The sequence below is a fragment of the Myxococcus sp. AS-1-15 genome (genome assembly GCF_020037055.1).
Lineage (GTDB): Bacteria > Myxococcota > Myxococcia > Myxococcales > Myxococcaceae > Myxococcus > Myxococcus fulvus.
Genome location: NZ_JAIQDF010000006.1, coordinates 145,933 through 168,870, shown reverse-complemented (window position 1 = coordinate 168,870; position 22,938 = coordinate 145,933). Strand labels below are relative to the sequence as shown.

Sequence of the window (22,938 nt, the reverse complement as noted above, 5' to 3'; positions counted from 1 at the left end):
GCGTGTCCGTCAGTGCTTCATGGTCCGGATGTCTTCCACCAGGATGCTGCCTCGGCTCCGGAAGACGGCGATGACGATGGCCAGTCCGATGGCCGCTTCCGCCGCGGCCACCGCGATGACGAAGAAGGCGGAGACGTGCCCGATGCTGTCGCCGTGCATGCGGGCGAAGGCCAGGAACGTCAGGTTCGCCGCGTTGAGCATCAGCTCCACGCACATGAAGACGACCAGTGCGTTGCGGCGCACCAGCACGCCGAACATGCCCATGCAGAACAGGGCGGCGGCAAGCAGGAGGTAGTAGGAGATGGGGACCATGGCCGGTTCGGGGCCTCGCGGGCGGACGACCTGCGCCGCCATCTAGCACAGAAAGTTTGAGGGAGTCGGCTGCGATCAGATTCGCGACTTGGCCACGACGACCGCGCCCACGATGGCCACCAGCAGCAGCAGGCTCACCGCCTCGAAGGGAAGCAGCCACTGGGTGAAGATGACCTGACCCAGCGTCGCCATGGTGCCGAAGGTCGCCTGCGCCTCCACGCCCATGGACGGGGGCGGCCCGGAGGGCAGCTTGCTGAGCGCGATGCCCAGCACCGCCAGGAGGCCCACCGTCGCCACGCCACCCACGAGCCTCGCCAGCGTGGGCTTTCCACGCGAGGGCGACTCGCTCAGGTTCAGCAGCATGATGACGAACAGGAAGAGCACCATGATGGCGCCCGCGTAGACGAGCACCTGGAGCACCGCCACCGTGTGCGCCCAGAGCAGGACGTACAGCCCGGCCAGGAAGAAGAACGTGGAGACCAGGGCCATGGCGGAGTTGATGGGACTCCGCGCGAAGATGACCATCCCGGCCGACAGCAGCGTCAGGAGCGCGAACGCCCCGAAGAGGATGAGCTCGATGTTCAAGACCAGTCTCCGAACGAACCCCAGGGCTTGTCGCCGAACGGGCAGCGCTTCTCGCGGATGTGGGCCTCGAACTCGTCCTTGAACCGCATCAGGAACGAGTGCGTGGGCAGCGCCGCCGCGTCACCCAGCGCGCAGATGGTGTTGCCCAGGCCGATGGGCGGGTAGGGGGCGATGGAGGACGCCACGTTGGAGAGCATCTCCACGTCGCCCGGGTCGCCGCGGCCCTCTTCAATCTTGCGCAGAAGCCGCGTCTGCCACGGCGTGCCCTCGCGGCACGGCGTGCACTGGCCGCAGGACTCCTCCGCGTAGAAGCGGGCCACGCGCCACAGGCTGCGCACCATGCAGGTGGCGTCGTCCATGACGATGACGCCGCCGGAGCCCGCCATGGTCTGTTTGACCTTGAGGGCCTCGAACTCCATGGCCACGTCCAGCTCGTCCGCGCCCAGCACCGGCGCCGAGGACCCGCCCGGAATCACGGCCTTCACCTTGCGACCCGCCGGCATGCCGCGGCCGTACTTGTCGTCGTAGATGAGCTCCGCGAGGGTCGTGAACATCGACACCTCGTAGACGCCCGGGCGGTTCACCGTGCCGGACAGGCAGACCAGGCGCGTGCCGCCCGACTTGTCCGTGCCCAGCTTCGCGTACCAGTCCGAGCCGCCCGTGAAGACGTGGGGCACGCTGGCGAGCGTCTCCACGTTGTTCACCACCGTGGGGCTGCCGAACAGGCCGACGACGGCGGGGAAGGGGGGCTTCAGGCGCGGCCAGCCCTTCTTGCCCTCCAGGCTCTCCAGCAGGGCCGTCTCCTCGCCGCAGATGTAGGCGCCGGCGCCGCGGACCAGGTAGCAGTTGAGCTCGAAGTCCTTGCCCATCAGCTTCTTGCCGAAGATGCCCGCCTTGTACGCCTCGTCGATGGCGGCCTGGCAGCGCTCCGCGGGGAACTTGAACTCGCCGCGCAGGTACACGTAGCAGGTGTGCACGCCCAGCGCGTAGGACGCGATGGCGATGCCCTCCAGCATCATGTGCGGGTCGTCCTCGAGGATGTAGCGGTCCTTGAAGGTGCCCGGCTCGGACTCGTCGCCGTTGACCGCGAGGTACTTGGGCTTGGGGCTGTCCTTGGGGACGAAGCTCCACTTCAGGCCCGTGGGGAAGCCGGCGCCGCCGCGACCGCGGAGGTTGGACTTCTTCACCTCGTCGATGATGGCGGCCGGCTGCATCTCCAGCGCCTTCTTCAGACCCTCGTAGCCACCGCGCTTCTTGTAGCTGTCCAACGTCCAGGACTGGGGCTTGCCCCAGGCCGCGGAGATGATCGGGTCGATGCCCTTTGCCGTAGAGGCCATGTGATGACGTCCTGCCTGGGTGAAAGGGTGGCGCTTCAGCTCAGCTTGGCCAGGATGGCGTCCAGCTTCGCGCGGGTGAGGCTCTCGTGGTGATCCTCGTTGATCTGCAGGCACGGCGCCGTGCCGCAGGAGGCCAGGCACTCGGTCTCGCGCAAGGTGAACTTCTCGTTGGCTTCACCTGCCTTGAGGCCAAGCTTCTCCTCCAGGTAGGCGAGCATCTTCTCCGCGCCCCAGAGCGAGCAGGACAGGTTCGTGCAGACGTCGATGACGTACTTGCCCGGCTTCTTCAGGTGGTACATCACGTAGAAGCTGGCGACCTCGTAGGCGCGCTCCGGCGTGACCTCCAGGTGCTTGGCGACCAGGCGCAGGCCCTCGGGCGGCAGCCAGCCCTTGATCTCCTGGAGCAGGCGCAGCGCCGGGAGCATGCCCGCGCTTTTGCGATCAGAGGGGTAGTGGGAGATGATCTCCGCGATACCCGCGTCGAACTTCTTCTGCTCTTCAGGAGTGAACAGGGGCTCCGCCATGGCGGGGGGCTACGTATTGCTCCAAAGGCCGCGTTGTCAACATAAACCCTCGACGGTACACTGGGCCGCCATCAGCAAATTGCCGAGCGATTTCAACCCCTTGTTATGACCCCGGGCCCAGAGAACAAGCGTCAGCACCCCCGGGTCCCGGCCGTGCTGAAGGTGGAGTACGCCGACGGACGCCAGGCGCGTGACGTCACGGAGAACCTGTCCCATTCGGGGCTCTTCGTGCAGACCGACCAGGTCTTCACCCTGGGGGACGAGGTGCGGCTCGCACTTTCTTTCCCGGGACTGCTGGATCCGGTAGAAGTCACCGGCATCGTGGCCTGGATGAGGCCCGCGGGCGTCGATCAGCCCGGAGGAGTCGGGGTCCGCGTCGAGCGCGCGGAGGACAGGCGCAGACTGGGTGACATCTTGAGTGCGGCAGGACCCAACAGCCACGCGCCCCACGCCGAGCACGAGGGGTACCGTGTGCTCATCGTCGAGGACAACCCGCACATCATCGAGATGTACAGCTACGTGCTGAAGAAGCTGGCGTCCGGTGAGCTGCACGGGAAGGTGCCCCTGGAGGTCCACTTCGCGCCGGACGGGCACCACGCGCTGGGCATGCTGCGCGAGGGCCGCTTCAGCCTGGTGATGACGGACCTCTACATGCCGGTGATGGACGGCTTCGCGCTCGTGGAGCGCATCCGGGAGGAGGAGGCCCTGCGGGCCATCCCCGTCATCGCCATCTCCGCCGGCGGCAAGGAGGCCCAGGACCGCGCGCTGCAGCTGGGCGTGGACATCTACCTGCGCAAGCCGGTGAAGTTCGTCGAGGTCCTGGAGACGGTGAAGCAGCTGCTTCGCATCCGCTGAGAACCCCCCGGGTTCCGCCAGTCCCACGTTGAGCGGTGGCGGGTGGACGTCGTAGAGTCGCCCACCCATGCCGAAGGCCGCCATCAACCGCGACGCCGTCAGTGGCGAGGCGCTGTTCATCCTCCGAAACCTGAGGGAGAACGGCCAACTCGGACGCTCCAACAAGCTGGCCGATGTGAAGGCCGCGCTGGAGCCGTCCGTCTCGCTCGATTTCGACAACTACTTCTTCTTCCTGCGCAAGTTCCACTACATCGCCATGGACCGCGAGGCCCAGCTCAAGCTCACCGAGCAGGGCGAGCGCGTGGCGGGCGGGGAGCTGTCGGACAAGTTCTCCGTGGAGGTGGGCGAGTTCTTCGCCGACCAGATTGCCTCGGCCGAGGACGAGCCCCCCGTGGCCCAGGGCACCGAGGAGTCGCTGGTGTTGCCGCCGCCCCCGCCGGAGCTGCTCCTGGACGAGGCGGAGGTGGTGCCCACCGCGGCCACGCAGATTGCGCCGCCCCCGTCGCCGCCGCCCATGCCGCCGATGCGCGCCGCGCGCTCGGCCATGCCCGCGCTGGACCTGACGCCGCCGCCCAACACGTCGCAGGTACCCGTGCCCGTCCCGGCGCCCTTCACGCCGCCTGTGCCCGTGGCGCTCATCACCCCCGCGACGCCCGAGCCTCGCCGGGAGACGTCCATCGGTCTGGCTCCCACCGCGCCGCTGCCCCTCGCTCCCCCGTCGTCGTCCGCCGCCCCTTCCATGCCCCCTCCCGCCGCCACTTCTCCCGTCGCCGCCGCGCCCGTCGCCCCGAAGGGCACGGAGCTGGACTTGCGCTACCAGAAGTTCGACCCCATCGGCACGGGCCCGCTGGGCACCGTCTTCAAGGGCCGCTTCACGGCGCTGGGGCTGGACATCTGCCTGAAGGAGCTCAAGGACATCTTCGGGTACTTCTCCTTCCTGCAGCGCGGTGAGGTGCTCAAGCGGCTGAAGAAGGAGCTGTGCGCCCAGGCCCAGGTGCGCCACCCCGGCATCGTCCAGGTGGTGGACCAGAACGTGGAGGCCAGCCGCCCCTACTTCGTCCTGGAGCTGATGAACGGCAGCCTGAAGGAGCGGCTGGACGCGGGCGGTGGCAGCGGGGTGCCGGTGCCCTTCGCGCTGCGCACGTTCCTCCAGATGGCCTACGGCCTGCGCGCGGCCCACGCCACGGGGCTGACGCACCACAACCTCAAGCCGGAGAACGTCCTCTTCGACGCCTACGGCAACGCCAAGCTGTCCGACTTCGGCCTGGGCCGCGTGGTGGAGGTGGACGCCACCAAGGGCATGCCCCAGGTCTTCGTGGGCACCGGCGGCATGGCGTACATGGCCCCGGAGCTGATGAACCGCGGCGCCAAGGACCCGGGCCCCTCCGCGGACGTGTACGGGCTGGGCATCCTGCTCTACGAGATGCTCACCGGGCAGATTCCGGGCCGCCGCTCGCCGCTCCCCTCGGAGGTGAACCCCGAGGCGCCCAGCGGCCTGGACCAGCTCTTCGACAAGGCCACCCAGGACAAGCGCGAGCAGCGCTACCCGGACGTCGACGCCATGCTCGAGGACTTCTACAAGGCCTTCCCGGACAAGGAGTTCCTCGTCCGCGGCGACCTCATCCTGTCCTCCGAGTCGCCCCAGCAGTGACGCGCTCCAGGGCGCGGGCCTCCTCGTGAGGCTCGTCCCCCGTGTGGACGGTGGCGTGGAGAGGCCGTGCCCTGGCCCTCCGCCACCGCGGTAGCAGGCAGGCACGACGTGGGGGCCTCGCGGCGTCCGCCCCGTCCAGGCGGGGTCATGGCATTGTGCCGCGCGCCATGACCTCCACTGCTCCAGGCTGTGTGCTCGTCACCGTGACGGGCAAGGACCACCCCGGCATCACCGCCCGCCTCACCGGCCTGCTCGCGGACGCGGGCGCCGAGCTGCTCGACGTGGAGCAGGTGGTGGTGCAGGGCCGGCTGACGCTGTGCCTCCTGGTGCGGCTGCCCGAGTCGGTGGGCATTCCCCGGGCGCTGCTCTTCGCCGCGCGGGAGCTGGGCGTGGCGCTGGACTTCCAGGCGGTGGAGACGCCGGACCCCGGGGCTCCCATGCCCGCGCGCTACGTCGTCACCGCGGTGGGGCGCGCGCTGGGGGCGGGGCAGCTGCACTCGCTCACCTCGCACCTAGCCCAGGCGGGCGCCAACGTGGAGCGCATCGTCCGGCTGTCCGAGCCGCACCTGGGCTCCATGGAGCTGCACGTCACCCTGCCGCCCGCGCTGGAGCCCCAGGTGCTCAAGCGCTCGCTGCTGGCGCTGTCCATGTGCGACAACACCTTCGACGTGGCGCTGCAGAAGGAGAGCCTGTTCCGGCGCGGCAAGCGGATGGTGGTGATGGACATGGACTCCACGCTCATCCGCATCGAGGTCATCGACGAGCTGGCGCGCGCGCACGGCGTGGGCGAGCAGGTCTCGCGCATCACCGAGCGCGCCATGCAGGGGGAGATGGACTACGACGAGTCGCTGCGCCAGCGCGTGGCGCTGCTGAAGGGGCTGGACGTGGACGTGCTGCACCGGCTCGCGGCCAACCTGCCCCTCACGGAGGGCGCCGAGACGCTGGTGCGCGTGCTCAAGCGCCTGGGCTACCGCACCGCGGTCATCAGCGGCGGCTTCTCCGTGGCGGCGGAGGCGCTCAAGGGGCGGCTCGGCATCGACCATGCCTACTCCAACGTGCTGGAGGAGGAGGGCGGCAGGCTCACGGGCCGCACCGTGGGGGCCATCGTCAACGCGCGCCGCAAGGCGGAGCTGCTCGAGCAGCTCGCGGCCCAGGAGGGCATCCTGCTCGAGCAGGTCATCGCGGTGGGCGACGGCGCCAATGACTTGCTGATGCTGGAGCGCGCGGGGCTGGGCATCGCGTTCCGCGCCAAGCCCCGGCTGCGCGAGGCCGCCGACACGTCCATCTCCGCCGGCGGGCTGGACACCATCCTCTACCTCCTGGGGCTCACCGGGCGGGAGCTCCAGGAGGCGGGCTGAGCGCTACAGGCGCATCCTGGCGGCGAGCTCGCGCTGCTGCAGCTTGCCCTTCTCCAGGAGCAGCTCCAGCAGGGCGCGCAGAATCTTGGAGCTCTTCTCCTGGTTCTGCTGGAGCGTCTGCAGCCGCTGCAGGTCCTCGTCCGTCCACTCGGGGGAGGTGGACGGGCCACCGGCCAGGATTTCGTCGAGGATGTCCGCCGCGCTCGACCCCTGGGCCGCCGCGGGCGGTGCGGGCCGCTCCGGAGCGCGGGGGGCTGGCGCCGCCGCGGGTGACTCGGGCGGGACGATGTCGGCGATGCGCTTCACCACCGTCTTGCCGCTCATGTCGACGACCTTGAACTCGTCGTCCTGCTCGTCGACGGTGGCCTGCGTGTCCGAGGACTGGTTGCGCGAGGGAGAGAAGCGCGTGCTGACCACCGGCTCCTGGCCTCGGTAGTGCCGCAGGATGGCGTGCTCGATTTCACGCTCGCCCGCCACCATGGGGACCACCCGGGCGCGGCTGCGGGCCGCCACCTGGTCCAGCGTGGCCAGGTCCGTGGGGTCCGCCATGGCCAGCACCAGCGTCTTGCCGTTGTCCTTGAGCGAGACGGGGAAGACGGCCTTCTGCTCGGCGAGCGTCATGTCCACGCGCGAGAGCGCCCCCGCGTCCCGGCTGATGTTGCCCAACTGCACGCGCTGCATCCCCAGGCCCTGGCAGATGGCCTCCGTAATCGTGTCCTCGGTGGCCAGCCCCAGGTCGGCGACGACGCGCGACAGCCGCCCGCCCCACTGGTCCAGGGTGGCCATGGCGCTGCGGAGCTGGAGCTCGTCGATGACGCGGGCCTTGACGAGGATTTCGCCGATGCGATTGCGGGAAGGAGAAGCCATGGCTCGGGAGTCTACCGTCTGACGGCGCGGACGCTCAGTCCGCGACGCTTTCGCCCGCTACGAGGGCGAGGAGGCACCATCATGCAGCCCTTCGCGGAAGCCGCCATCCAGCAGTGCCCCTACTGTGGCGAGGAGGTGGAGGTCGACGTGGACCCCATCGGCGCCAGCGCGGAGCGCTACATCGAGGACTGTCCCGTCTGCTGCCGCCCGTGGACCGTGCACGTGTCCCGCGACGAGGAGGCCTACGCCGTAGCCCTGGCCCGCGACGACGACTGAAGTCTCCCATGTCCGCCCGTCCCGGAAGGCCCTCGCCCGGCGGTCCGCAGAGCAGGCGGGCGGGCATGGCGGGAGGGGGCCGCGAGGGCCCGGGGGCGTTGCTTGACACGTCCCGGAGCATGGTTCTCTTGAGTCTTGTGAGGCGGCGCTGGAGTGGAGCCCCGATGGGGCCCCCGAGGCGAGACCGCCGACAACGACAACGTCTGTGATTCACACACCGTGCACTCCCTCCGAGGAGTGTCACGCACAGGAGAAGACCATGCAGAATCGCAACCCGTTCAACTCCGCCGTGGTGGTGAACCCCCTGATGCGCGACTTCGACGCGCTCTTCCGTGAGTTCGCCCAGCCGGGCTTCTTCCGTCCGTCCGCGGTCCGCGAGCGCGTGCCCGCCGCCGACATCCTCGAGTCCGAGGCGGGCGTCACCCTGCACCTCGACATGCCGGGCGTGGACGCCAAGGACATCCAGGTGACGGTGGAGCGCGACGTGCTCACCGTGAAGGCCGAGCGCAAGGCGCAGCCCGTCGCCGAGGGCGTGACCATGCGCCGCCAGGAGCGCGCACAGGGCGGCTTCACGCGCTCGTTCTCCCTGCCGGAGACGGTGGACGCCACCAAGGTGGAGGCGCGCTACGAGCAGGGCGTGCTGACGCTCACCTTGCCTCGACGCGAGGAGTCCAAGCCTCGGGTCATCGAGGTCAAGGTCCAGGGCTGATGCTTCGCGCGAGGCGTCGAATCGCGCGCACACCCCTGCTGGGAGGCCGCTGTCCGGGGAAGAACGGCGCGGCTTCCTCCTTCTTCACCCCTGTCGAGGGCTTCCGCGAGGGGGCGGCGGAAGCCCTCCCGACCTCAGCGCTTGGCGCCGAGCGAGATGGGCACGCGGAACAGCTCCAGCACCTGCTGCACATCGAGCGGCTTGGCCAGGCACGCGAGCGCGCCCGCCTGCTTGGACTGCTCCACGACGTCGGCGGTGTGCATGGACGTCATCGTGATGAGCCGCACACCCTCCATCTGCTTGCGCGCGCGGATGCGACGGCAGACCTCGAGGCCGTCGATGTCCGGCATGTTCAGGTCGATGATCATCCCGTGCGGCTTCTGCTCGGACACCAGCAGCAGGGCCTCCACGCCGCTCGTCGTCGTCTGGAGCTCCACCTGCGCGGAGAACGGCTTGAACGCGCGCTTGACGGCGTCCAGCACCGCCCGCTCGTCATCCACCACCAACAGCCGCACCGTGCCGCTGCCCAGCTCCTCCGGAACCGGCATCTGGTGCGCGATGAGGAAGGTGCGCAGGTCCGCCGAGCGCACCCGGCGGTGACCGCCCGGCGTCCTGAAGGCCATCAGGATGCCCCGGTCAATCCACTTGCTCACCGTGGACGGATCCACCTGAAGCAAACGACTGATGTCGTGCGTCGTGTAGAGCTGGTCCGTCATCGCCGTACTCCCCTCTTGCTGCATCATTCCGCTGCCCATGGAATCAACCACCTACCTTGAATACGGGGTTTCCTTCAACCTCTCTGCGCACTGCGTCCATCAGTCCCCCTCATCAGACCCACGGCCCCGTCCCACCGGGCACTGGCCTTGAGGCAGAGCTCCACGAGCTCCCGGGCGGCCCCACGGCCTCCCGGGTTCTGAGCCACGAAGTGGACCTCCTGACGCACCTCGGGAACTGCATCCGCGGGACACGCGGACAAGCCCACCCTCGACAGCGGGGCCAGGTCATTGTGGTCATCCCCCATGTAGGCACAGGCCTCATGGGGGACGCCCAGCTGCTGGAGGAGCTCGTCCAGTGCGGCACCCTTGTCCCGGCGGCCTTGAAACACAGCCGCCAGCCCGAGCTCCCGCCCGCGTGCCTCCACGATGCCTGAGGTGCGAGCGGTGAGGATGGCGGCGGGCAGGCCCGACAGCCGGGCCATGACCAGGGCGTGGCCATCCTTCACGTCGAAGCGCTTCATCAGCTCCCCGCCGTCGCCGTAATACAGGCCGCCGTCGGTGAGCACCCCGTCCACGTCGAAGACCAAGAGCCGCACGCGCGCCGCGCGGGACGTCAGCTCTTCCTTTCCAGGCTTGGAAGGTGCGTCCGTCTGCATCGTCTGCTCGGCTCCCCTCGTCGTGTTCATCAGCCGGGCTCGTGTCCCAACACCCGGCGGATATCCAGCACATTTCGTACCACGTCCTCGAACATCTGTGGATTGAGGGAGCACGGACCGTCACACAGGGCACGGTCAGGGTCCTCATGGACTTCCGTGAACAATGCATCAATCCCGGCGGCCGCGGCAGCGCGGGCGAGCAGTGAGACGAATTTGCGGTCGCCTCCCGTGACGCCGTCCCCGGAGCTGGGCTGCTGCACGGAGTGCGTGGCGTCGAAGCACACGGCCAGGCCCGCCTCGCGCATCTGCGCCAGGCCCCGCATGTCCACCACCAGGTTGTTGTAGCCGAAGGTCGAGCCCCGCTCGGTGACGAGCACGTTGGGGTTGCCCGTCTCGAACGCCTTGCGCGCCGAGTGGACGATGTCCTTGGGGGCCACGAACTGTCCCTTCTTCAAGTTCACGCCCTTTCCCGAGCGAGCCACCGCCTCGACCAGGTCCGTCTGCCGGCACAGGAACGCCGGTATCTGGATGATATCCACAACTTCCGAGGCAGGACCTACGTGGCTGGTTTCATGGACGTCCGTGAGGACCGGGACGCCCACTTCATCCCTGATACGCGCTAGAATGCGCAGCCCTTCCCGGAGGCCAGGACCTCGGAAGGACTTCCCGCTTGTCCGGTTGGCCTTGTCATACGAGCACTTGAAGGCATAGGGCACGCCCAGCCGGCTGGTGATGCCCTTGAGCAAGTGAGCATGTTTCAGCGCCATCTCCTCGGACTCGATGCTGTCCGGGCCGGCGATGACGAAGAGTTTCTGTCCCGGGCCAACCTTGTGGCCACAGAGGGTAATCGGAAGGCTGCTGGCGCTCATGCGCGCACCTGGCCGGCGGAGGCGTCGCGCTGGTCGAGCGCGGCCTTGATGAAGCCGGAGAAGAGAGGGTGGGGGGCGAAGGGCTTGCTCTTGAACTCGGGGTGGAACTGGCAGCCGACGAAGTAGGGGTGGTCCGACAGTTCAATCATCTCCACTAGGTTCAGCTCCGGATTATGACCGGAGATGACCAGGCCCGCCTCCTGCAACCGGCCGCGGTAGGCGTTGTTCACCTCGTAGCGGTGCCGGTGGCGCTCCTGGATGAGGTCCTGGCCGTAGAGCTGGTGGGCGCGGGTGGAGGGCTTGAGCGCGCAGGCGTAGCTGCCCAGGCGCATGGTGCCTCCCTTGTCCTGCACCGACACCTGGCTCTCCATGAGCGTCACCACCGGGTGCGGCGTGTGCTCGTTGAACTCCAGGCTGTTCGCGTTGGTGAGCCCCAGCACGCTCCGGCTGAACTCCACCACCGCCATCTGCAGGCCCAGGCAGATGCCGAAGAACGGAATCTTCTTCTCCCGCGCGTAGCGCACGGCGGCGATCTTCCCCTCGGTGCCCCGCACGCCGAAGCCGCCGGGGACCAGGATGGCGTCCACGCCGGCGAGCAGCTTCTCGGGCCCCTGCGCCTCCACGTCCTGGCTGTCCACGAAGTGCAGGTTGACCTTCACGTCGTTGGCGATGCCGCCGTGGAGCAGGGCCTCGTTGAGGCTCTTGTAGCTCTCCGTCAGGTTCACGTACTTGCCGACGATGGCCACCTGCACCTGGCCTCGCGCGGGCTCGTACACCTTGCGGATGATGTTCTCCCAGCGCTCCAGGTGCGGCGCGCGGCTCCAGATGTTGAGCACCTCCGCGAGCCGGTCATCCAGGCCCTGCCGGTGCAGCTCCAGCGGCAGCTCGTAGATGCTGCGCACGTCCGGGGACGTGAACACGTTGCCGGTGTCCACGTTGCAGAACATCGCAATCTTGTCCTTCAGCTCGCGCGACACCTCTCGGTCCGTGCGGCACACCAGGAAGTCGGGCTGGATGCCGATTTCGCGCAGCTTCATCACCGAGTGCTGCGTGGGCTTGGTCTTCACCTCGCCGGCCGCGCCGATGTACGGCAGGAGCGTCAGGTGCACGTAGACGGCGTTCTGGCTGCCCACGTCGTAGCGCATCTGGCGGATGGCCTCGAGGAAGGGCAGGGACTCGATGTCGCCCACCGTGCCGCCCACCTCCACGATGACCACGTCCGCGTCCTGGGCCGCCTGACGGATGCTCGCCTTGATTTCATCCGTGATGTGCGGAATCACCTGCACCGTCTTGCCCAGGTACTCGCCGCGGCGCTCCTTCATGATGACCGCGTGGTAGATGCGGCCCGACGTGAAGTTGTTGAGCCGGCTCATCCGCGCGTTGGTGAAGCGCTCGTAGTGGCCCAGGTCCATGTCCGTCTCGCCACCGTCCTCGGTGACGAAGACCTCGCCGTGCTGGAACGGGCTCATCGTGCCCGGGTCCACGTTGATGTACGGGTCCAGCTTGAGCAACGTGACGGCGAGGCCACGGTTCTCCAGCAGGGCGCCGATGGAGGCCGAGGCGAGGCCCTTGCCGAGGGAGCTGACCACTCCGCCCGTCACGAAAATGAACTTGGTCTTCTTGGAGCGCATATCCCGTTCTGCCAAGTAGGGCAGGGATGCGTCAATTATTCTGCGCCGGACGGGGGGTCGACCGGTCCGCCTGCTGACGCCGCCTCAGTTGCCGTCCCAAGCACCAGGGCGGGACACGGCGAACTCCCGGACGTCGGGTTGTCCGACGCGGAAGTCACGCAAGTCGCAGTTGCGGCAGCTCCAGCCCTCCCAGCCACGCTTGACCACCATGTGCAGGCAGGCGTCGTAGTTGGGACAGTACAGGTTGCGCTGCGCCTGGACGGACTCCTCGTCACGCAGGGCGGTGGGTAGAGGGCTGGGGCACGGGGTGATGGACACGGCGAATCTCCCGGATGGGTACGTCAAGGGTCGGCCACTCCCCCCGGCGCGTCGGAACAGGTTGTCGGGACTTCCATTCCCGACCGGAAAGTAAAAGACCCGCCCCCGCATGTGCGGAGACGGGCCCCTGAAACCTTTAGCGTCTTCCACCGCGACGGAAAGCCGTTTCAGGCCACCGAAGCGGAGGTGGACGCCTGACTCTTGCTGTCGGTCAAGGCATCACCTCCTTTCTTGAGGCCGGAACAACTAATCGCCCCCCTGATTTCGCGCCACTTTCCGATGCGATGAGCGAAGGACGCGGAGGGTAGGCGGCCGTTCAGGCCGCGACGAACTGGCGCTCGACCAGGCGGCGGTAGAGGCCGTCCTGGCCCATGAGGCTGGCGTGGGTGCCGCTCTGGACGATGCGGCCCGACTCCAGCACGAGCACGCGGTCCACGTTGGCCACGGTGGACAGGCGGTGGGCGATGACGAGCGTGGTGCGGCCCTTCATCAGGCGCTCCAGCGCGTCCTTCACCAGGTGCTCGCTCTCCGCGTCGAGCGCGCTGGTCGCCTCGTCGAGGATGAGCAGGCGGGGGTCCTTGAGCACCGCGCGGGCGATGGCGACCCGCTGCTTCTGGCCGCCGGACAGCTGCACGCCGCGCTCGCCCACCTGGGTGTTGTAGCCCTCCGGGAAGCGCTGGATGAAGTCGTGGGCGTTGGCGGCGCGCGCGGCGTGTTCGACCTGGGCGTCGGTGGCGTCGGGCCTGGCGTAGCGGATGTTGTCCGCGATGGAGCAGGAGAACAGCTGGGGCTCCTGGGCCACCATGCCGACGTTGCGGCGCAGCCACTCGGGCTCGAGCGTGGTGAGCGGATGTCCGTCCAGCACCACCGCGCCGCCCTGCGGGTCGTAGAAGCGCGACATGAGCGAGGCGAGCGTGGACTTGCCTCCGCCCGAGGGGCCCACCACCGCGACGACCTCGCCGGGCTTGAGCTCCAGGTCCAGCCCCTGGAGCACGGGTACGTCCGCGCGCGTGGGGTAGGAGAAGCGCACGCCGCGGAACTCCACGTGGCCCTTCACCGACGGGAGTTGGTGGCCTCCGGCGGGGATGGCGGGCACGCGGTCCACCAGCTCGAAGACGCGCTCGGCGGCGCCGCTGGCGCGCATGAAGTCCGCCCACACCTCCGCCACCGCGCTCAGCGAGAGCGCCACGAGCGAGGTGTAGATGAGGAACGAGGTGAGCGCGCCGACGGTGAGCTCGCCGTCCACCACCATGCGGCCGCCGTACCAGAGCATGGCCGCGGTGGAGCCGTACATGGCCAGCGAGGCGATGCCCATGAAGAGCGCGGACTGGCGCGCGCGGTCCTTGGCCAGCGCCAGCGCGCGGTCCACCGCGGCGCCGTAGCGCTCCACCTCGTGGGCCTCCGCGGCGAACGAGCGCACGGTGCGGATGCCGGACAGGTCCTCCTCGGCGACCTCGCTGGAGGCGGCGAGCGCGTCCTGCACCTGGCGCGACAGCACTCTCACGCGCCGGCCGTACACCACCGCGCCGATGGCCACCGCGGGGATGAGCGCGAGCATCACCAGCGTCAGCCGGGGCGAGGTGAAGAACAGCAGCGCCACGCCGCCCAGGGCCTGGAAGGTGTAGCGCAGCGTCATGGAGACGTTGGTGGTGACGGTGTTCTGCAGGACGCTCGTGTCCGAGGCGAGCCGGCTGGTGAGCTCCCCGGTGCGGCGCTCGTCGAAGAAGGCCACCTCCTGGGACAGCAGGCTCTGGAACAGGCGCTTGCGCAGCCGCGTCACCACGCGCTCGCCGGCGGTGCTGAAGAGGTAGGCGCGCAGCGCCATGGCCACCGACTGCACGACGAAGACGGCGAACATCACCAGCGCGATGGTGTCCAGCTTGTCGCGGCTGCGCGCGCCGAGCGCCTCGTCCACCAAATCACCGATGGCGCGGGGGAAGACGAGCGTGGCGGCGCTGCTGAGGAGCAGGAAGAGGGTGCCCACGACGAGCGTGGGGACCTCGGGCCGGGCGAGGGTGAGCAGGCGACCCAGCGTCACGCGCGAGGGGAGCCGGGGCTTGGCGGGTGACGGGCGGGCGGACACCGGCGGAGACTAGCGCGGAGTTTCCCGCTTCGCACGGCTCCCGGCTGTCGGAGCGGGTGGGAGGTGCTCATCCTTCCGGACACGGAGGTAGGCCATGGAGCAGCGCGTCTTCGGCGGTACCGGCAGGCAGGTTCCCGTCCTCGGGCAGGGGACATGGCAGATGGAGGAGGATGACCGCGACGAGGCCATCCGCTCGCTGCGCGCGGGGTTGGACCTGGGGCTCACGCATGTGGACACCGCGGAGCTGTACGGCCATGGCCGCGTGGAGGAGTCCATCGTCTCCGAGGCCGTCGCCGGCCGGCGTCAGGAGGTCTTCCTGGTGTCGAAGGTGATGCCGTCCAACGCGACGTACGCGGGCACCCTGGCCGCGTGTGAGCGGAGCCTGAAGCGGCTGCGCACCGACGTGTTGGATTGCTACCTGCTGCACTGGCCCGGTTCGCATCCGCTGGAGGAGACGGTGCGCGCCTTCGAGAAGCTGGTGGCGGACGGGAAGATTCGCTCGTGGGGTGTGAGCAACTTCGGTGTGGCGGAGCTGGAGGAACTCGTCGAGCTCGCGAAGCCGGAGCGCGTCGCGTGCAACCAGGTGCTGTACCACCTGGAGGAGCGCGCCATCGAACACGCGGTGCTGCCCTGGTGCGAGGCGCGTGGCATCGCGGTGGTGGGCTACAGCCCGTTCGGTAACGGGCGCTTCCCTCGTCCCGACAGTCCGGGCGGGCGCGTGCTGGAGGCGGTGGCCCGCGCGCATGGCGTCACGCCCCGGCAGGTGGCGCTCCAGTTCCTGGTGCGCAGGCCCTCGCTGTTCGCCATCCCGAAGGCGAGCCGCGTGGCGCACCTGCGCGACAACGCCGCGGCCGCGTCGCTGAGGCTGTCGCGGGAGGAGCTGGCGCGCCTGGACGCCGCGTTCCCGCTGGGGGCCTACAGCGACGAGCTGCCGATGCTCTGACTACAGCAGGCCCTTTTCGCGCATGACGGCCTCGACCTTCGCGACGTCGGCGGGGATGTCCACGGCCACCGTGCGCCAGGAGACGCGGGCGCAGCGGATGGCGATGCCGTGCTCCAGCGCGCGCAGCTGCTCCAGCTTCTCCGTCTCCTCGAGCGGCGTGGGGGCCAGCTCGGCGAGGCGCAGCAGCACGTCGCGGCGGTAGCCGTACAGGCCGATGTGGCCCCAGCGGGGGACGGGGGTGCCCGTCTCCCGGGCGTGGGGGACCAGGCTGCGGCTGAAGTAGAGCGCGTCGCCGTTGAGCGCGAGCACGGCCTTCACCACGTGCGGGCTCTCCGCCTCGTCGGCCTCCAGGGGACGCACGAGGGTGCCCATGCGCACGGCGGTGTCGTCGAAGAGTCCGGCGAGGGCCTCGAGCGCGGCCGGGTCGACCAGGGGCTCGTCGCCCTGCACGTTCACCCACACGTCGACATCCGGACGGGCGCGGGCGACCTCGGCCACGCGGTCCGTGCCGGTGGCGCAGGCGGGGCTGGTCATCACCGCGCGGCCGCCGAAGGACTCGACGGTGGCGCGGATGCGCTCGTCGTCGGTGGCGACCCAGACCTCGTGGAAGACGCCTGCTTCCTGACAGCGGCGCCAGACATGCTCCACCATGGGACGGCCGGCGATGAGGGCGAGCGGCTTGCCCGGATAGCGGGTGCTGGCGTGACGGGCGGGGATGACGGCGATGGTGCGCGAGGAGGGCATGGCACACTCCGTCTATCAGATTCAGAACGGACGCTGGCCCCCCGATGGGTGGGCGCCCCGCAGGCACTAGGCATCCGACCCGGCGTGCCTAGCTTGGCTGGCGACATGAAGAAGGTCATCCACATCGTCGGCGCGCGCCCGAACTTCATGAAGGTCGCGCCCATCCACCGCGCCATCGCCGCGCGGAATCAGCTCCAGCAGGTCCTGGTCCACACGGGACAGCACTACGACGTCAAGATGAGCGACGTCTTCTTCTCGGACCTGGGGCTGCCAGCGCCCGAGGTGCACCTGGGCATCGGCTCGGGGAGCCACGCGCAGCAGACGGCCAAGACGATGGTGGAACTGGAGCGCGTCTTCCTCGAGCACAAGCCGGACCTGGTCTCCGTCGTCGGTGACGTCAACAGCACCGTCGCCGCCGCGCTCGTGTCGTCGAAGCTGGGGATCGCACTCGCGCACGTCGAGGCGGGCCTGCGCAGCTACTCGCGGCACCAGCCGGAGGAGATCAACCGCGTCGTCACGGACCGGCTGTCCGACCTGCTGCTCACGCCTTCTCGCGACGCCGACGCGAACCTCCTGAAGGAGGGCGCGGACCCGGAGCGCATCCACTTCGTGGGCAACGTGATGATCGACTCGCTGCTCGCCTCGAAGGAGCGGGCGGACCAGCTGCCCGTGCTGAAGACCCTGGGCGTGGAGCCTCGCGGCTACGCGGTGTGCACGCTCCACCGGCCGTCCAACGTGGATGACCCGAAGCTGCTCGGGGGGCTGCTGTCCGCCATCGCGCACGTGGCTTCGCGCGTGCCGGTCATCTTCCCGGTGCACCCGCGCACGCGGAAGATGATTTCGGAGCAGGGCCTGGGGTCGTGGTTCGAGCGCAGCCCGAACCTGCGCCCCGTGGACCCGATGGGCTACCTGGAGTTCCTCGCGCTGACGTCGCAGGCGAAGTTGATCCTCACCGACTCGGGCGGTCTGCAGGAGGAGACCACGGCGCTGGGCGTGCCGTGCCTCACGCTGCGCGAGAACACCGAGCGCCCCATCACCGTGGAGCAGGGCACCAACGAGGTGGTGGGCACGGACCCGGACCGCATCCGCGAGTCGGCGGACCGCGTGCTCGATGGTCAGGGCAAGAAGGGCCGCATCCCCGAGTACTGGGATGGGCGCTCCGGCGAGCGCATCGCGGACCTGTTCGCGCGCTTCCTGGGCGTGAGCGACGACGCCCGGCGCGCGGCTTCGGCGTGAGCGTGTGACGGCGCACGGTGGGGCTCGTGTGGGCTTCACCGTGTGGCGCGTGCCGCCTCGGCGCCAGGATGTGAGTGCGCATGTGATGGGGGCCCGTGTGGGCTTCACCACGTGGCGTGTGCCCGCCTCGGTGTGACGTTGTGAGGGCGTAAGCGACGGGGACATGTTTGGGCTTCACCGTGTGGCGCGTGTCTGCATCCGCGTGAGGCTGTGACCGCGTACGCGGCGGGGGAGTGAGGACTCCTCCAGGTGGCGTGGTTCCGCAGGGGCTCGTCGACGTCGGCGTGAAGCCGCTTCGATGCGCAGGTCCTTCTGTTTCCGCGCTGGCTCGGGTGGTGCCTCGTCGTGAGGCCTCCCGACCCTGAAGGGTTCGGACTGTGCGCCGTCCCGCGCCGTGTTAGAGCGCGGAGGTGATGCACGGCGAGAAGGATTCATCGGCGGAGGACTCCTCCCCTGAGCAGGAGCCCTCCGAGCAGGGGGGCTCGAGTCGTGCGCCCGCGTCGGACGCCGCTCCCGAGGGCTTCGTCGACATCTCCTTCGTCGTCGAGCCCAACTATGCGGGCTGGCGCCTGGAGGACTACCTGGGCCAGAAGCTGCGCCGCATGCCTCGCGAGCGTCTGGCCGGCATCATCCTGCGCGGCGTCCGCTGCGAGGGACGGCGGCTGAAGCCCTCCACACCCGTGTACCCCGGACTGGCCTTCCGCCTGCGCCGCCCCGGCAGCGAGGAGCCGGAGACGCCCACCACGCTGCCCGTCGTCTTCCAGGATGAGTGGCTGCTGGTGCTCGACAAGCCCGCGGGTCTCCCCATCCATCCGACGGCGCGCTACCACAAGGGCACCCTCGTCTCCATCCTGCGCGAGCGCTTCGGGGAGCGCTTCGCCGAGCCCGCGCACCGTCTGGACCGCGAAACCAGCGGCCTGGTCGTCTGCGGTCGCACCACCGAAGCCTGCCGTGTGCTCGGCCGGCTCTTCGTCTCGCGCGACGTGCACAAGGAGTACCTCGCCCTCTGTGAGGGACATCCTCCCGAGGACACCTTCACCGTGGATGCCCCCATCGCCGAGGGCACCGAGCTCATCCGCATCGCCGTGCGCATCGACGCCGTCGAGGGCAAGCCGAGCCGGACCCGCTTCCAGGTGCTCCAGCGCTTCACCCGCGATGGTGAGCCCTTCGCGCTCCTGCGCTGCTTCCCGGAGACGGGACGTCAGCACCAGATTCGCATCCACCTGCGTGAGGCGGGCTTCCCGCTGGTCGGCGACAAGATGTACGGCCCGGACCCCGGCTACTTCGACCGCTTCAGCAAGCACAGCCTGGAGCCCGAGGCCTGGTCTCGACTGCGACTGCCCCGACACGCCCTGCACGCCGAGCGCATCGTGTTCCCGCACCCCGGCACCGGCGCGGAGGTCTCGTTCTCGGCGCCGCTCCCCTCGGACCTCGCGGACTTCATCGCGGGCGCGCCCCTGCCGCCTCCGCCCTCCACGGCACCCAGCCGTTGAAACGACGAAGGCCCCCGACCCGATGAAGGGCAGGGGGCCTGGGGCCTCACGCGCGCATGCGCGGCGTCAGGCGGTGAGCTTGTTGGCTTCCTGCGCGGAGCCGGCCATCTCCCCGAGCAGGTACTGACCGGAGAAGCACGCCGTGCAGAAGCTGCCCCGGCTGGGGTCGCCCACGGCCTCGCCCAGGCCCTCGATGGAGATGTAGCCCAGCGAGTCCGCCGTGACGTAGCGGGCAATCTCGTCCGTGCTGTGGCTCGCGGCGATGAGCTCCTGCCGGCTGGGCGTGTCGATGCCGTAGAAGCAGGGCCACTTCGTCGGCGGCGAGGAGATGCGCAGGTGCACCTCCAGCGCGCCGGCCGCCTTGATCATCTTCACGATCTTGCGGCTCGTCGTGCCACGCACGATGGAGTCGTCCACCACCACCACGCGCTTGCCCTTGATGACGTTGCGCACCGCCGACAGCTTCAGCTTCACGCCGAAGTGACGGATGGACTGCTGCGGCTCGATGAACGTCCGGCCCACGTAGTGGCTGCGGATGAGCCCCACGTCATACGGAATCCCGCTCTGCTGCGAGAAGCCGATGGCCGCCGCCACGCCCGAGTCCGGCACCGCGATGACCAGGTCCGCGTCGGGCGCCGGCTGCTCGCGCGCCAGCTGCATGCCCATGCGCTTGCGCACCTCGTACACGCTGTTGCCGAACAGCACCGAGTCCGGCCGCGCGAAGTACACCTGCTCGAAGATGCACCGGCCCAGCCGCGCCGGCTCCGCGAACGGCTTGCTCGTGCGCATGACGCCGTTCTCGATGACCAGCAGCTCACCGGGCTCCAGCTCGCGCACCACGTCCGCCTCGATGAGGTCCAGCGCCGTCGTCTCGCTGGCGAGCACGTACGCGCCTTCCTTCATCCGCCCGAGCACCAACGGCCGGATGCCCAAGGGGTCCCTCACCGCGACCAGCTTGTTCTCGGTGAGCACCAGCAGGCTGTAGGCGCCCTCCACCTTGCGCAGGGCCTCCACCAGCTTCTGCTCGAAGCTCCCCTGTCGCGAGCGCGCGAGCAGATGGAGGATGACCTCCGTGTCGGCGTCCGACTGGAAGATGGCTCCGTCGGCCTCCAGCTTCTCCTTCAGCGCCGCCGCGTTGACCAGGTTGCCGTTGTGCGCGATGGCGCACTGTCCGCCCGCGTACTGCACGAAGAGCGGCTGCGCGTTCTTGAGCTGGCTGCCGCCCGCCGTCGAATAGCGCACGTGGCCGATGGCCGACTGGCCGGGCAAGCCGGCGAGCACTGGCGCATCGAAGATGTCCGCCACCAGCCCCATCTGACGGTGGGCCCGCAGGCCATGACCATCAGAGGCGACGATACCCGCGGACTCCTGCCCGCGATGCTGCAGGGCGTGCAGCCCCAGGTACGTCAGGTTGGAGGCCTCGGCGTGTCCCGTGATTCCGAAGATGCCGCACATGGCGCGCTGCCTTACTCCTTTCGGGCGGTGAGCGGAACAGGAACGCACGCCCCTCTGGTGGGTATTCCACCCGTCACCGGAGTCGGCCGATGTGGGCAGACGAGCCTCGCGGCGGGTGCCGCATGCCGTTAGTCTGCGCACCGCATGGTGTTTCCACGACGAGCCTCCTGGCGTTCCCTGTTTCCCCTGGTCTTGCTCACCGTGGGTGCCGCTTATGCATTGGGTTCCTGGAACTGGTGCGGCACGTGGGCGGAGCGCGCGCCGGTGCTGCTGTCGCAGGTGAAGGGCGAGGGGCCGCTGCGCGCGGGCGCGGCGAAGGTGGCCCTGGCGCCGCCGTTCCCGGTGGTGGTGGCGGGGTACTCGCCGCCGCGTCCCGACGCGACGCAGTCCGACCCGCCGCTCCATGCGCGCGCGGTGGTGTTGGAGGCGGGGGGCTCACGCGTGGGGCTGGTGTCGCTGGAGCTGCTGCTCGTCACGGATGTGGTGACGGCGCGGGTGCGCGAGCACGCGAAGACGCTGGGGCTGCAGGATGTGTTGGTGCTGGCCACGCACACGCACTCGTCGCTCGGGGGCTATGACTCGCGGCTGGTGTCGCAGCTCGTCGGCACGGGGCGCTATCGGGAGGACTCGGAAGCGACGGTGGTGGCCGCGGCGAGCGCCGCGCTCGGGCAGGCCGCCTCCTCGCTCACGGACGTGATGCTGGAGCTGGGGGAGGCGAAGGAGTCCTCGTATGTCTACACGCGCTCGGGTGGCACCGCGCCGGATGGGACGCTGACGCGCGCGGTGCTGCGCGGTGAGGCAGCGCCCGTGGCGGAGCTGCTCTTCTTCGCGGCGCACCCGGCGATGGTGCCTCGGCAGCGCGCGTACGTGGACCCAGACTATCCGGGCCGCTTGAGCACGCTGCGCGAGTCCGAGGGCAGCGGCGTGACGCTGTTGTTGCAGGGCGCGGTGGGCAACGCGTCGGTGGCGTACTCGGAGGGGCAGGGGCTGGAGCGGGTGTCGGGCTTCGCGCGGGCCTTGTCGGAGCTGGCGGGCAAGGCGCCCCTGGCTTCGGCGGGGCCGTCGGTGCGGCTGTCGCTGGCGCGCGCGGAGGCGGTGATGCCCCGGCCGGATGCGTCGCGGCTGGTGCCGGCCTTCACTCGGGCGGCTGGGGATAACTTGTTGTGCAGCTCCGCCGAGCGCGTGGCCGAGGTGTCCGCGTTGGTGTTGGGGCCGCTGGAGCTGGTGACGGTGCCGGGCGAGCCCACGGTGGACGCGGGCGCGGAGCTGGTGCGGCGCACGGGAGCCTCGGGCGTGCTGGGGCTCGCGGGAGGGTACGTGGGCTACGTGGAGACTCCGGACCTGGTGAACGCGAAGGGCGGAGAGTCGCGCAGGCAGTACTTCGGGCCCGCGTTGCTGGAGCGTCTGGGCGTGGCGGCGGAGCTGGCCGCGAGCACGGCGGGCTTCACGCGCTGACGGTGGTGTCACCCGCGTGCATGCGCTGGATTGCACTCGTCCTGGCGTGCTGGGTGTGTCGGGCCCCGGATTGACAGGCCGCGACGCGGTGGCCTGAAGTCCCGCGGGAGAGGGGGGGATTTCCGATGCAACTGCGATGCGTGGTGGGCGTGCTCGCCGTGGTCCTCGTGGGGCTGCCGGCGTGGGGGCAGCATCTGCCCGAGTCCGCGGGGCCAGAAGGCCCCTCGACGCAGACGCCTCCGCTGGTGTCCGTTCCCGAGGCGGCGGTGGCTCCCTCCTCGGCGCAGGTTGGCTCCGCCCCACTGGGGCAGCGTCCCTATCGACGACGCGCGCACATTCCCCTGGGCATGCTGTTGGGCGGCGTGGGGCTGGCGTCGGGTGCGATGGTGGGACTCGCCGCGGGCAACGCGCTGACGGGCTGCAATGGCTATCCCTGCTCGAACAACGCGGCGCTCTCGCTGTCCCTCGGCGTGGGGTCCGCGCTTGGCGCGGCCAGTGGTGTCTACCTCATGGGGCGATGGCTCCGTGGGCAGGGAAGCTTCGGCTACACGCTGCTGGGTGCGACGCTCGGCGCGCTTCCGTCATCGTTGATGCTCACAAGCAGCAGCGATGACGTGGTGGTCATCGGCGTGCTCAACCTGCTGGTGACGCCCATCCTGGGCTCGTTCTTCGGCTATCGCATGTCGCACTCTGCTTCCCTGCGCGCGCAGGAGCAGGAGTTGGCACAGCAGGCGGTGTGGGGTCCGACGTTCACGCGGACGAAGGAGGGGAGCCTCGTGGGTGGATTGGCGGGGCGGTTCTGAACGTCGTGCGGTGGACGGCGTGACACGCGTGATGGTGCGCGCGGCGCCGCGTGGCGGACAAT

General features: G+C 69.4%; 23 protein-coding genes. 10 read left to right on the top strand and 13 right to left on the bottom strand.

The features are described 5' to 3' along the window. Positions 1 to 9: 9 nt before the first annotated feature. The 4 genes from nuoK to nuoE all read right to left on the bottom strand — a co-directional run bounded on the left by nuoK (position 10) and on the right by nuoE (position 2,758). On the bottom strand, positions 10 to 312 hold the full coding sequence (gene nuoK, locus K8625_RS18630; protein WP_046711231.1) for an NADH-quinone oxidoreductase subunit NuoK: 303 nt from the start codon (positions 310 to 312) through the stop codon (positions 10 to 12). A gap of 75 nt (positions 313 to 387) precedes the next feature. Then, positions 388 to 897, bottom strand: coding sequence for an NADH-quinone oxidoreductase subunit J (locus K8625_RS18625; protein WP_223746161.1), 510 nt, complete (start codon positions 895 to 897; stop codon positions 388 to 390). Continuing rightward, positions 894 to 2,234 (bottom strand): NADH-quinone oxidoreductase subunit NuoF, encoded by a 1,341-nt coding sequence (nuoF, locus tag K8625_RS18620; RefSeq protein WP_223783442.1) that lies wholly within the window; start codon positions 2,232 to 2,234, stop codon positions 894 to 896. The genes K8625_RS18625 and nuoF overlap by 4 nt, the downstream gene beginning before the upstream one ends. A 35-nt stretch (positions 2,235 to 2,269) precedes the next feature. Then, positions 2,270 to 2,758: an NAD(P)H-dependent oxidoreductase subunit E gene (nuoE, locus tag K8625_RS18615; RefSeq protein ID WP_141324621.1), complete on the bottom strand. Its 489-nt coding sequence runs from the start codon at positions 2,756 to 2,758 to the stop codon at positions 2,270 to 2,272. A gap of 105 nt (positions 2,759 to 2,863) precedes the next feature. Here nuoE and K8625_RS18610 point away from each other — a divergent pair, with 105 nt between their 5' ends. From K8625_RS18610 to serB, 3 genes are all read left to right on the top strand, one after another. Beyond that, positions 2,864 to 3,613: a TIGR02266 family protein gene (locus tag K8625_RS18610; RefSeq protein WP_046711233.1), complete on the top strand. Its 750-nt coding sequence runs from the start codon at positions 2,864 to 2,866 to the stop codon at positions 3,611 to 3,613. 67 nt (positions 3,614 to 3,680) lie between these two features. Continuing rightward, positions 3,681 to 5,264 carry a serine/threonine-protein kinase gene (locus K8625_RS18605; protein ID WP_223746163.1) on the top strand — a complete coding sequence of 528 codons (1,584 nt, stop codon included), beginning with the start codon at positions 3,681 to 3,683 and terminating at the stop codon, positions 5,262 to 5,264. 167 nt (positions 5,265 to 5,431) lie between these two features. Then, entirely contained in the window at positions 5,432 to 6,622 is a 1,191-nt protein-coding gene (serB, locus tag K8625_RS18600; protein ID WP_223783441.1) for a phosphoserine phosphatase SerB, read from the top strand. A 3-nt stretch (positions 6,623 to 6,625) separates the two neighbouring features. Here the strand turns inward: serB and K8625_RS18595 are convergent, their stop codons facing one another. Further along, positions 6,626 to 7,489, bottom strand: coding sequence for a general secretion pathway protein GspE (locus K8625_RS18595; protein ID WP_223783440.1), 864 nt, complete (start codon positions 7,487 to 7,489; stop codon positions 6,626 to 6,628). An 81-nt stretch (positions 7,490 to 7,570) separates the two neighbouring features. Here K8625_RS18595 and K8625_RS18590 point away from each other — a divergent pair, with 81 nt between their 5' ends. After that, positions 7,571 to 7,765 (top strand): CPXCG motif-containing cysteine-rich protein, encoded by a 195-nt coding sequence (locus tag K8625_RS18590; RefSeq protein WP_141328702.1) that lies wholly within the window; start codon positions 7,571 to 7,573, stop codon positions 7,763 to 7,765. Between the two features lie 259 nt (positions 7,766 to 8,024). Beyond that, on the top strand, positions 8,025 to 8,474 hold the full coding sequence (locus tag K8625_RS18585; RefSeq protein WP_223783439.1) for an Hsp20/alpha crystallin family protein: 450 nt from the start codon (positions 8,025 to 8,027) through the stop codon (positions 8,472 to 8,474). A gap of 134 nt (positions 8,475 to 8,608) precedes the next feature. On the opposite strand, the gene K8625_RS18580 is transcribed toward K8625_RS18585, so the two are convergent. The 6 genes from K8625_RS18580 to K8625_RS18555 form a co-directional block, all read right to left on the bottom strand. After that, on the bottom strand, positions 8,609 to 9,229 hold the full coding sequence (locus K8625_RS18580) for a response regulator (protein WP_046711239.1): 621 nt from the start codon (positions 9,227 to 9,229) through the stop codon (positions 8,609 to 8,611). A 35-nt stretch (positions 9,230 to 9,264) separates the two neighbouring features. After that, on the bottom strand, positions 9,265 to 9,846 hold the full coding sequence (locus K8625_RS18575; RefSeq protein ID WP_223783613.1) for an HAD family hydrolase: 582 nt from the start codon (positions 9,844 to 9,846) through the stop codon (positions 9,265 to 9,267). Positions 9,847 to 9,875: 29 nt separating this feature from the next. After that, positions 9,876 to 10,715 (bottom strand): 3-deoxy-8-phosphooctulonate synthase, encoded by an 840-nt coding sequence (gene kdsA / locus K8625_RS18570; RefSeq protein WP_223746167.1) that lies wholly within the window; start codon positions 10,713 to 10,715, stop codon positions 9,876 to 9,878. After that, entirely contained in the window at positions 10,712 to 12,346 is a 1,635-nt protein-coding gene (locus tag K8625_RS18565) for a CTP synthase (RefSeq protein ID WP_223746168.1), read from the bottom strand. The genes kdsA and K8625_RS18565 overlap by 4 nt, the downstream gene beginning before the upstream one ends. A gap of 84 nt (positions 12,347 to 12,430) precedes the next feature. Continuing rightward, complete coding sequence (locus tag K8625_RS18560; protein WP_141328710.1) at positions 12,431 to 12,664, bottom strand: hypothetical protein; 234 nt, start codon at positions 12,662 to 12,664, stop codon at positions 12,431 to 12,433. Between the two features lie 316 nt (positions 12,665 to 12,980). Further along, entirely contained in the window at positions 12,981 to 14,747 is a 1,767-nt protein-coding gene (locus K8625_RS18555) for an ABC transporter transmembrane domain-containing protein (RefSeq protein ID WP_223783438.1), read from the bottom strand. A 94-nt stretch (positions 14,748 to 14,841) separates the two neighbouring features. On the opposite strand from K8625_RS18555, the gene K8625_RS18550 reads away from it, so the two are divergent. Further along, positions 14,842 to 15,690, top strand: a complete 849-nt coding sequence (locus K8625_RS18550; protein WP_223783437.1) for an aldo/keto reductase — start codon at positions 14,842 to 14,844, stop codon at positions 15,688 to 15,690. Here K8625_RS18550 and kdsB read toward each other — a convergent pair whose 3' ends face one another. After that, positions 15,691 to 16,434 carry a 3-deoxy-manno-octulosonate cytidylyltransferase gene (gene kdsB, locus K8625_RS18545; RefSeq protein ID WP_223783436.1) on the bottom strand — a complete coding sequence of 248 codons (744 nt, stop codon included), beginning with the start codon at positions 16,432 to 16,434 and terminating at the stop codon, positions 15,691 to 15,693. Positions 16,435 to 16,539: 105 nt separating this feature from the next. On the opposite strand from kdsB, the gene wecB reads away from it, so the two are divergent. Both wecB and K8625_RS18535 read left to right on the top strand, forming a co-directional pair. Further along, positions 16,540 to 17,670 carry a non-hydrolyzing UDP-N-acetylglucosamine 2-epimerase gene (gene wecB, locus K8625_RS18540; RefSeq protein WP_141328718.1) on the top strand — a complete coding sequence of 377 codons (1,131 nt, stop codon included), beginning with the start codon at positions 16,540 to 16,542 and terminating at the stop codon, positions 17,668 to 17,670. A gap of 413 nt (positions 17,671 to 18,083) precedes the next feature. After that, positions 18,084 to 19,163 carry an RluA family pseudouridine synthase gene (locus K8625_RS18535; protein ID WP_223746171.1) on the top strand — a complete coding sequence of 360 codons (1,080 nt, stop codon included), beginning with the start codon at positions 18,084 to 18,086 and terminating at the stop codon, positions 19,161 to 19,163. Between the two features lie 66 nt (positions 19,164 to 19,229). Here K8625_RS18535 and purF read toward each other — a convergent pair whose 3' ends face one another. Next, on the bottom strand, positions 19,230 to 20,618 hold the full coding sequence (purF, locus tag K8625_RS18530) for an amidophosphoribosyltransferase (RefSeq protein WP_223746172.1): 1,389 nt from the start codon (positions 20,616 to 20,618) through the stop codon (positions 19,230 to 19,232). Between the two features lie 144 nt (positions 20,619 to 20,762). Between purF and K8625_RS18525 the strand changes: the two genes are divergently transcribed. Both K8625_RS18525 and K8625_RS18520 read left to right on the top strand, forming a co-directional pair. Further along, positions 20,763 to 22,073 (top strand): neutral/alkaline non-lysosomal ceramidase N-terminal domain-containing protein, encoded by a 1,311-nt coding sequence (locus K8625_RS18525; RefSeq protein ID WP_223783435.1) that lies wholly within the window; start codon positions 20,763 to 20,765, stop codon positions 22,071 to 22,073. 125 nt (positions 22,074 to 22,198) lie between these two features. Further along, positions 22,199 to 22,876 (top strand): hypothetical protein, encoded by a 678-nt coding sequence (locus K8625_RS18520; RefSeq protein WP_223783434.1) that lies wholly within the window; start codon positions 22,199 to 22,201, stop codon positions 22,874 to 22,876. Positions 22,877 to 22,938 lie beyond the last annotated feature (62 nt).

What these genes read in the sequence shown, in the direction of transcription:
- K8625_RS18605 (WP_223746163.1), top strand. Translation starts at nt 3,681, where the DNA reads ATGCCGAAGGCCGCCATCAACCGCGACGCCGTCAGTGGCGAGGCGCTG.
- kdsB (WP_223783436.1), bottom strand. Translation starts at nt 16,434, where the DNA reads ATGCCCTCCTCGCGCACCATCGCCGTCATCCCCGCCCGTCACGCCAGC.
- nuoF (WP_223783442.1), bottom strand. Translation starts at nt 2,234, where the DNA reads ATGGCCTCTACGGCAAAGGGCATCGACCCGATCATCTCCGCGGCCTGG.
- serB (WP_223783441.1), top strand. Translation starts at nt 5,432, where the DNA reads ATGACCTCCACTGCTCCAGGCTGTGTGCTCGTCACCGTGACGGGCAAG.
- K8625_RS18565 (WP_223746168.1), bottom strand. Translation starts at nt 12,346, where the DNA reads ATGCGCTCCAAGAAGACCAAGTTCATTTTCGTGACGGGCGGAGTGGTC.
- nuoK (WP_046711231.1), bottom strand. Translation starts at nt 312, where the DNA reads ATGGTCCCCATCTCCTACTACCTCCTGCTTGCCGCCGCCCTGTTCTGC.
- kdsA (WP_223746167.1), bottom strand. Translation starts at nt 10,715, where the DNA reads ATGAGCGCCAGCAGCCTTCCGATTACCCTCTGTGGCCACAAGGTTGGC.
- K8625_RS18575 (WP_223783613.1), bottom strand. Translation starts at nt 9,846, where the DNA reads ATGCAGACGGACGCACCTTCCAAGCCTGGAAAGGAAGAGCTGACGTCC.
- K8625_RS18535 (WP_223746171.1), top strand. Translation starts at nt 18,084, where the DNA reads ATGCACGGCGAGAAGGATTCATCGGCGGAGGACTCCTCCCCTGAGCAG.
- purF (WP_223746172.1), bottom strand. Translation starts at nt 20,618, where the DNA reads ATGTGCGGCATCTTCGGAATCACGGGACACGCCGAGGCCTCCAACCTG.
- K8625_RS18525 (WP_223783435.1), top strand. Translation starts at nt 20,763, where the DNA reads ATGGTGTTTCCACGACGAGCCTCCTGGCGTTCCCTGTTTCCCCTGGTC.
- wecB (WP_141328718.1), top strand. Translation starts at nt 16,540, where the DNA reads ATGAAGAAGGTCATCCACATCGTCGGCGCGCGCCCGAACTTCATGAAG.
- K8625_RS18610 (WP_046711233.1), top strand. Translation starts at nt 2,864, where the DNA reads ATGACCCCGGGCCCAGAGAACAAGCGTCAGCACCCCCGGGTCCCGGCC.
- K8625_RS18520 (WP_223783434.1), top strand. Translation starts at nt 22,199, where the DNA reads ATGCAACTGCGATGCGTGGTGGGCGTGCTCGCCGTGGTCCTCGTGGGG.
- K8625_RS18550 (WP_223783437.1), top strand. Translation starts at nt 14,842, where the DNA reads ATGGAGCAGCGCGTCTTCGGCGGTACCGGCAGGCAGGTTCCCGTCCTC.
- K8625_RS18590 (WP_141328702.1), top strand. Translation starts at nt 7,571, where the DNA reads ATGCAGCCCTTCGCGGAAGCCGCCATCCAGCAGTGCCCCTACTGTGGC.
- nuoE (WP_141324621.1), bottom strand. Translation starts at nt 2,758, where the DNA reads ATGGCGGAGCCCCTGTTCACTCCTGAAGAGCAGAAGAAGTTCGACGCG.
- K8625_RS18585 (WP_223783439.1), top strand. Translation starts at nt 8,025, where the DNA reads ATGCAGAATCGCAACCCGTTCAACTCCGCCGTGGTGGTGAACCCCCTG.
- K8625_RS18595 (WP_223783440.1), bottom strand. Translation starts at nt 7,489, where the DNA reads ATGGCTTCTCCTTCCCGCAATCGCATCGGCGAAATCCTCGTCAAGGCC.
- K8625_RS18580 (WP_046711239.1), bottom strand. Translation starts at nt 9,229, where the DNA reads ATGGGCAGCGGAATGATGCAGCAAGAGGGGAGTACGGCGATGACGGAC.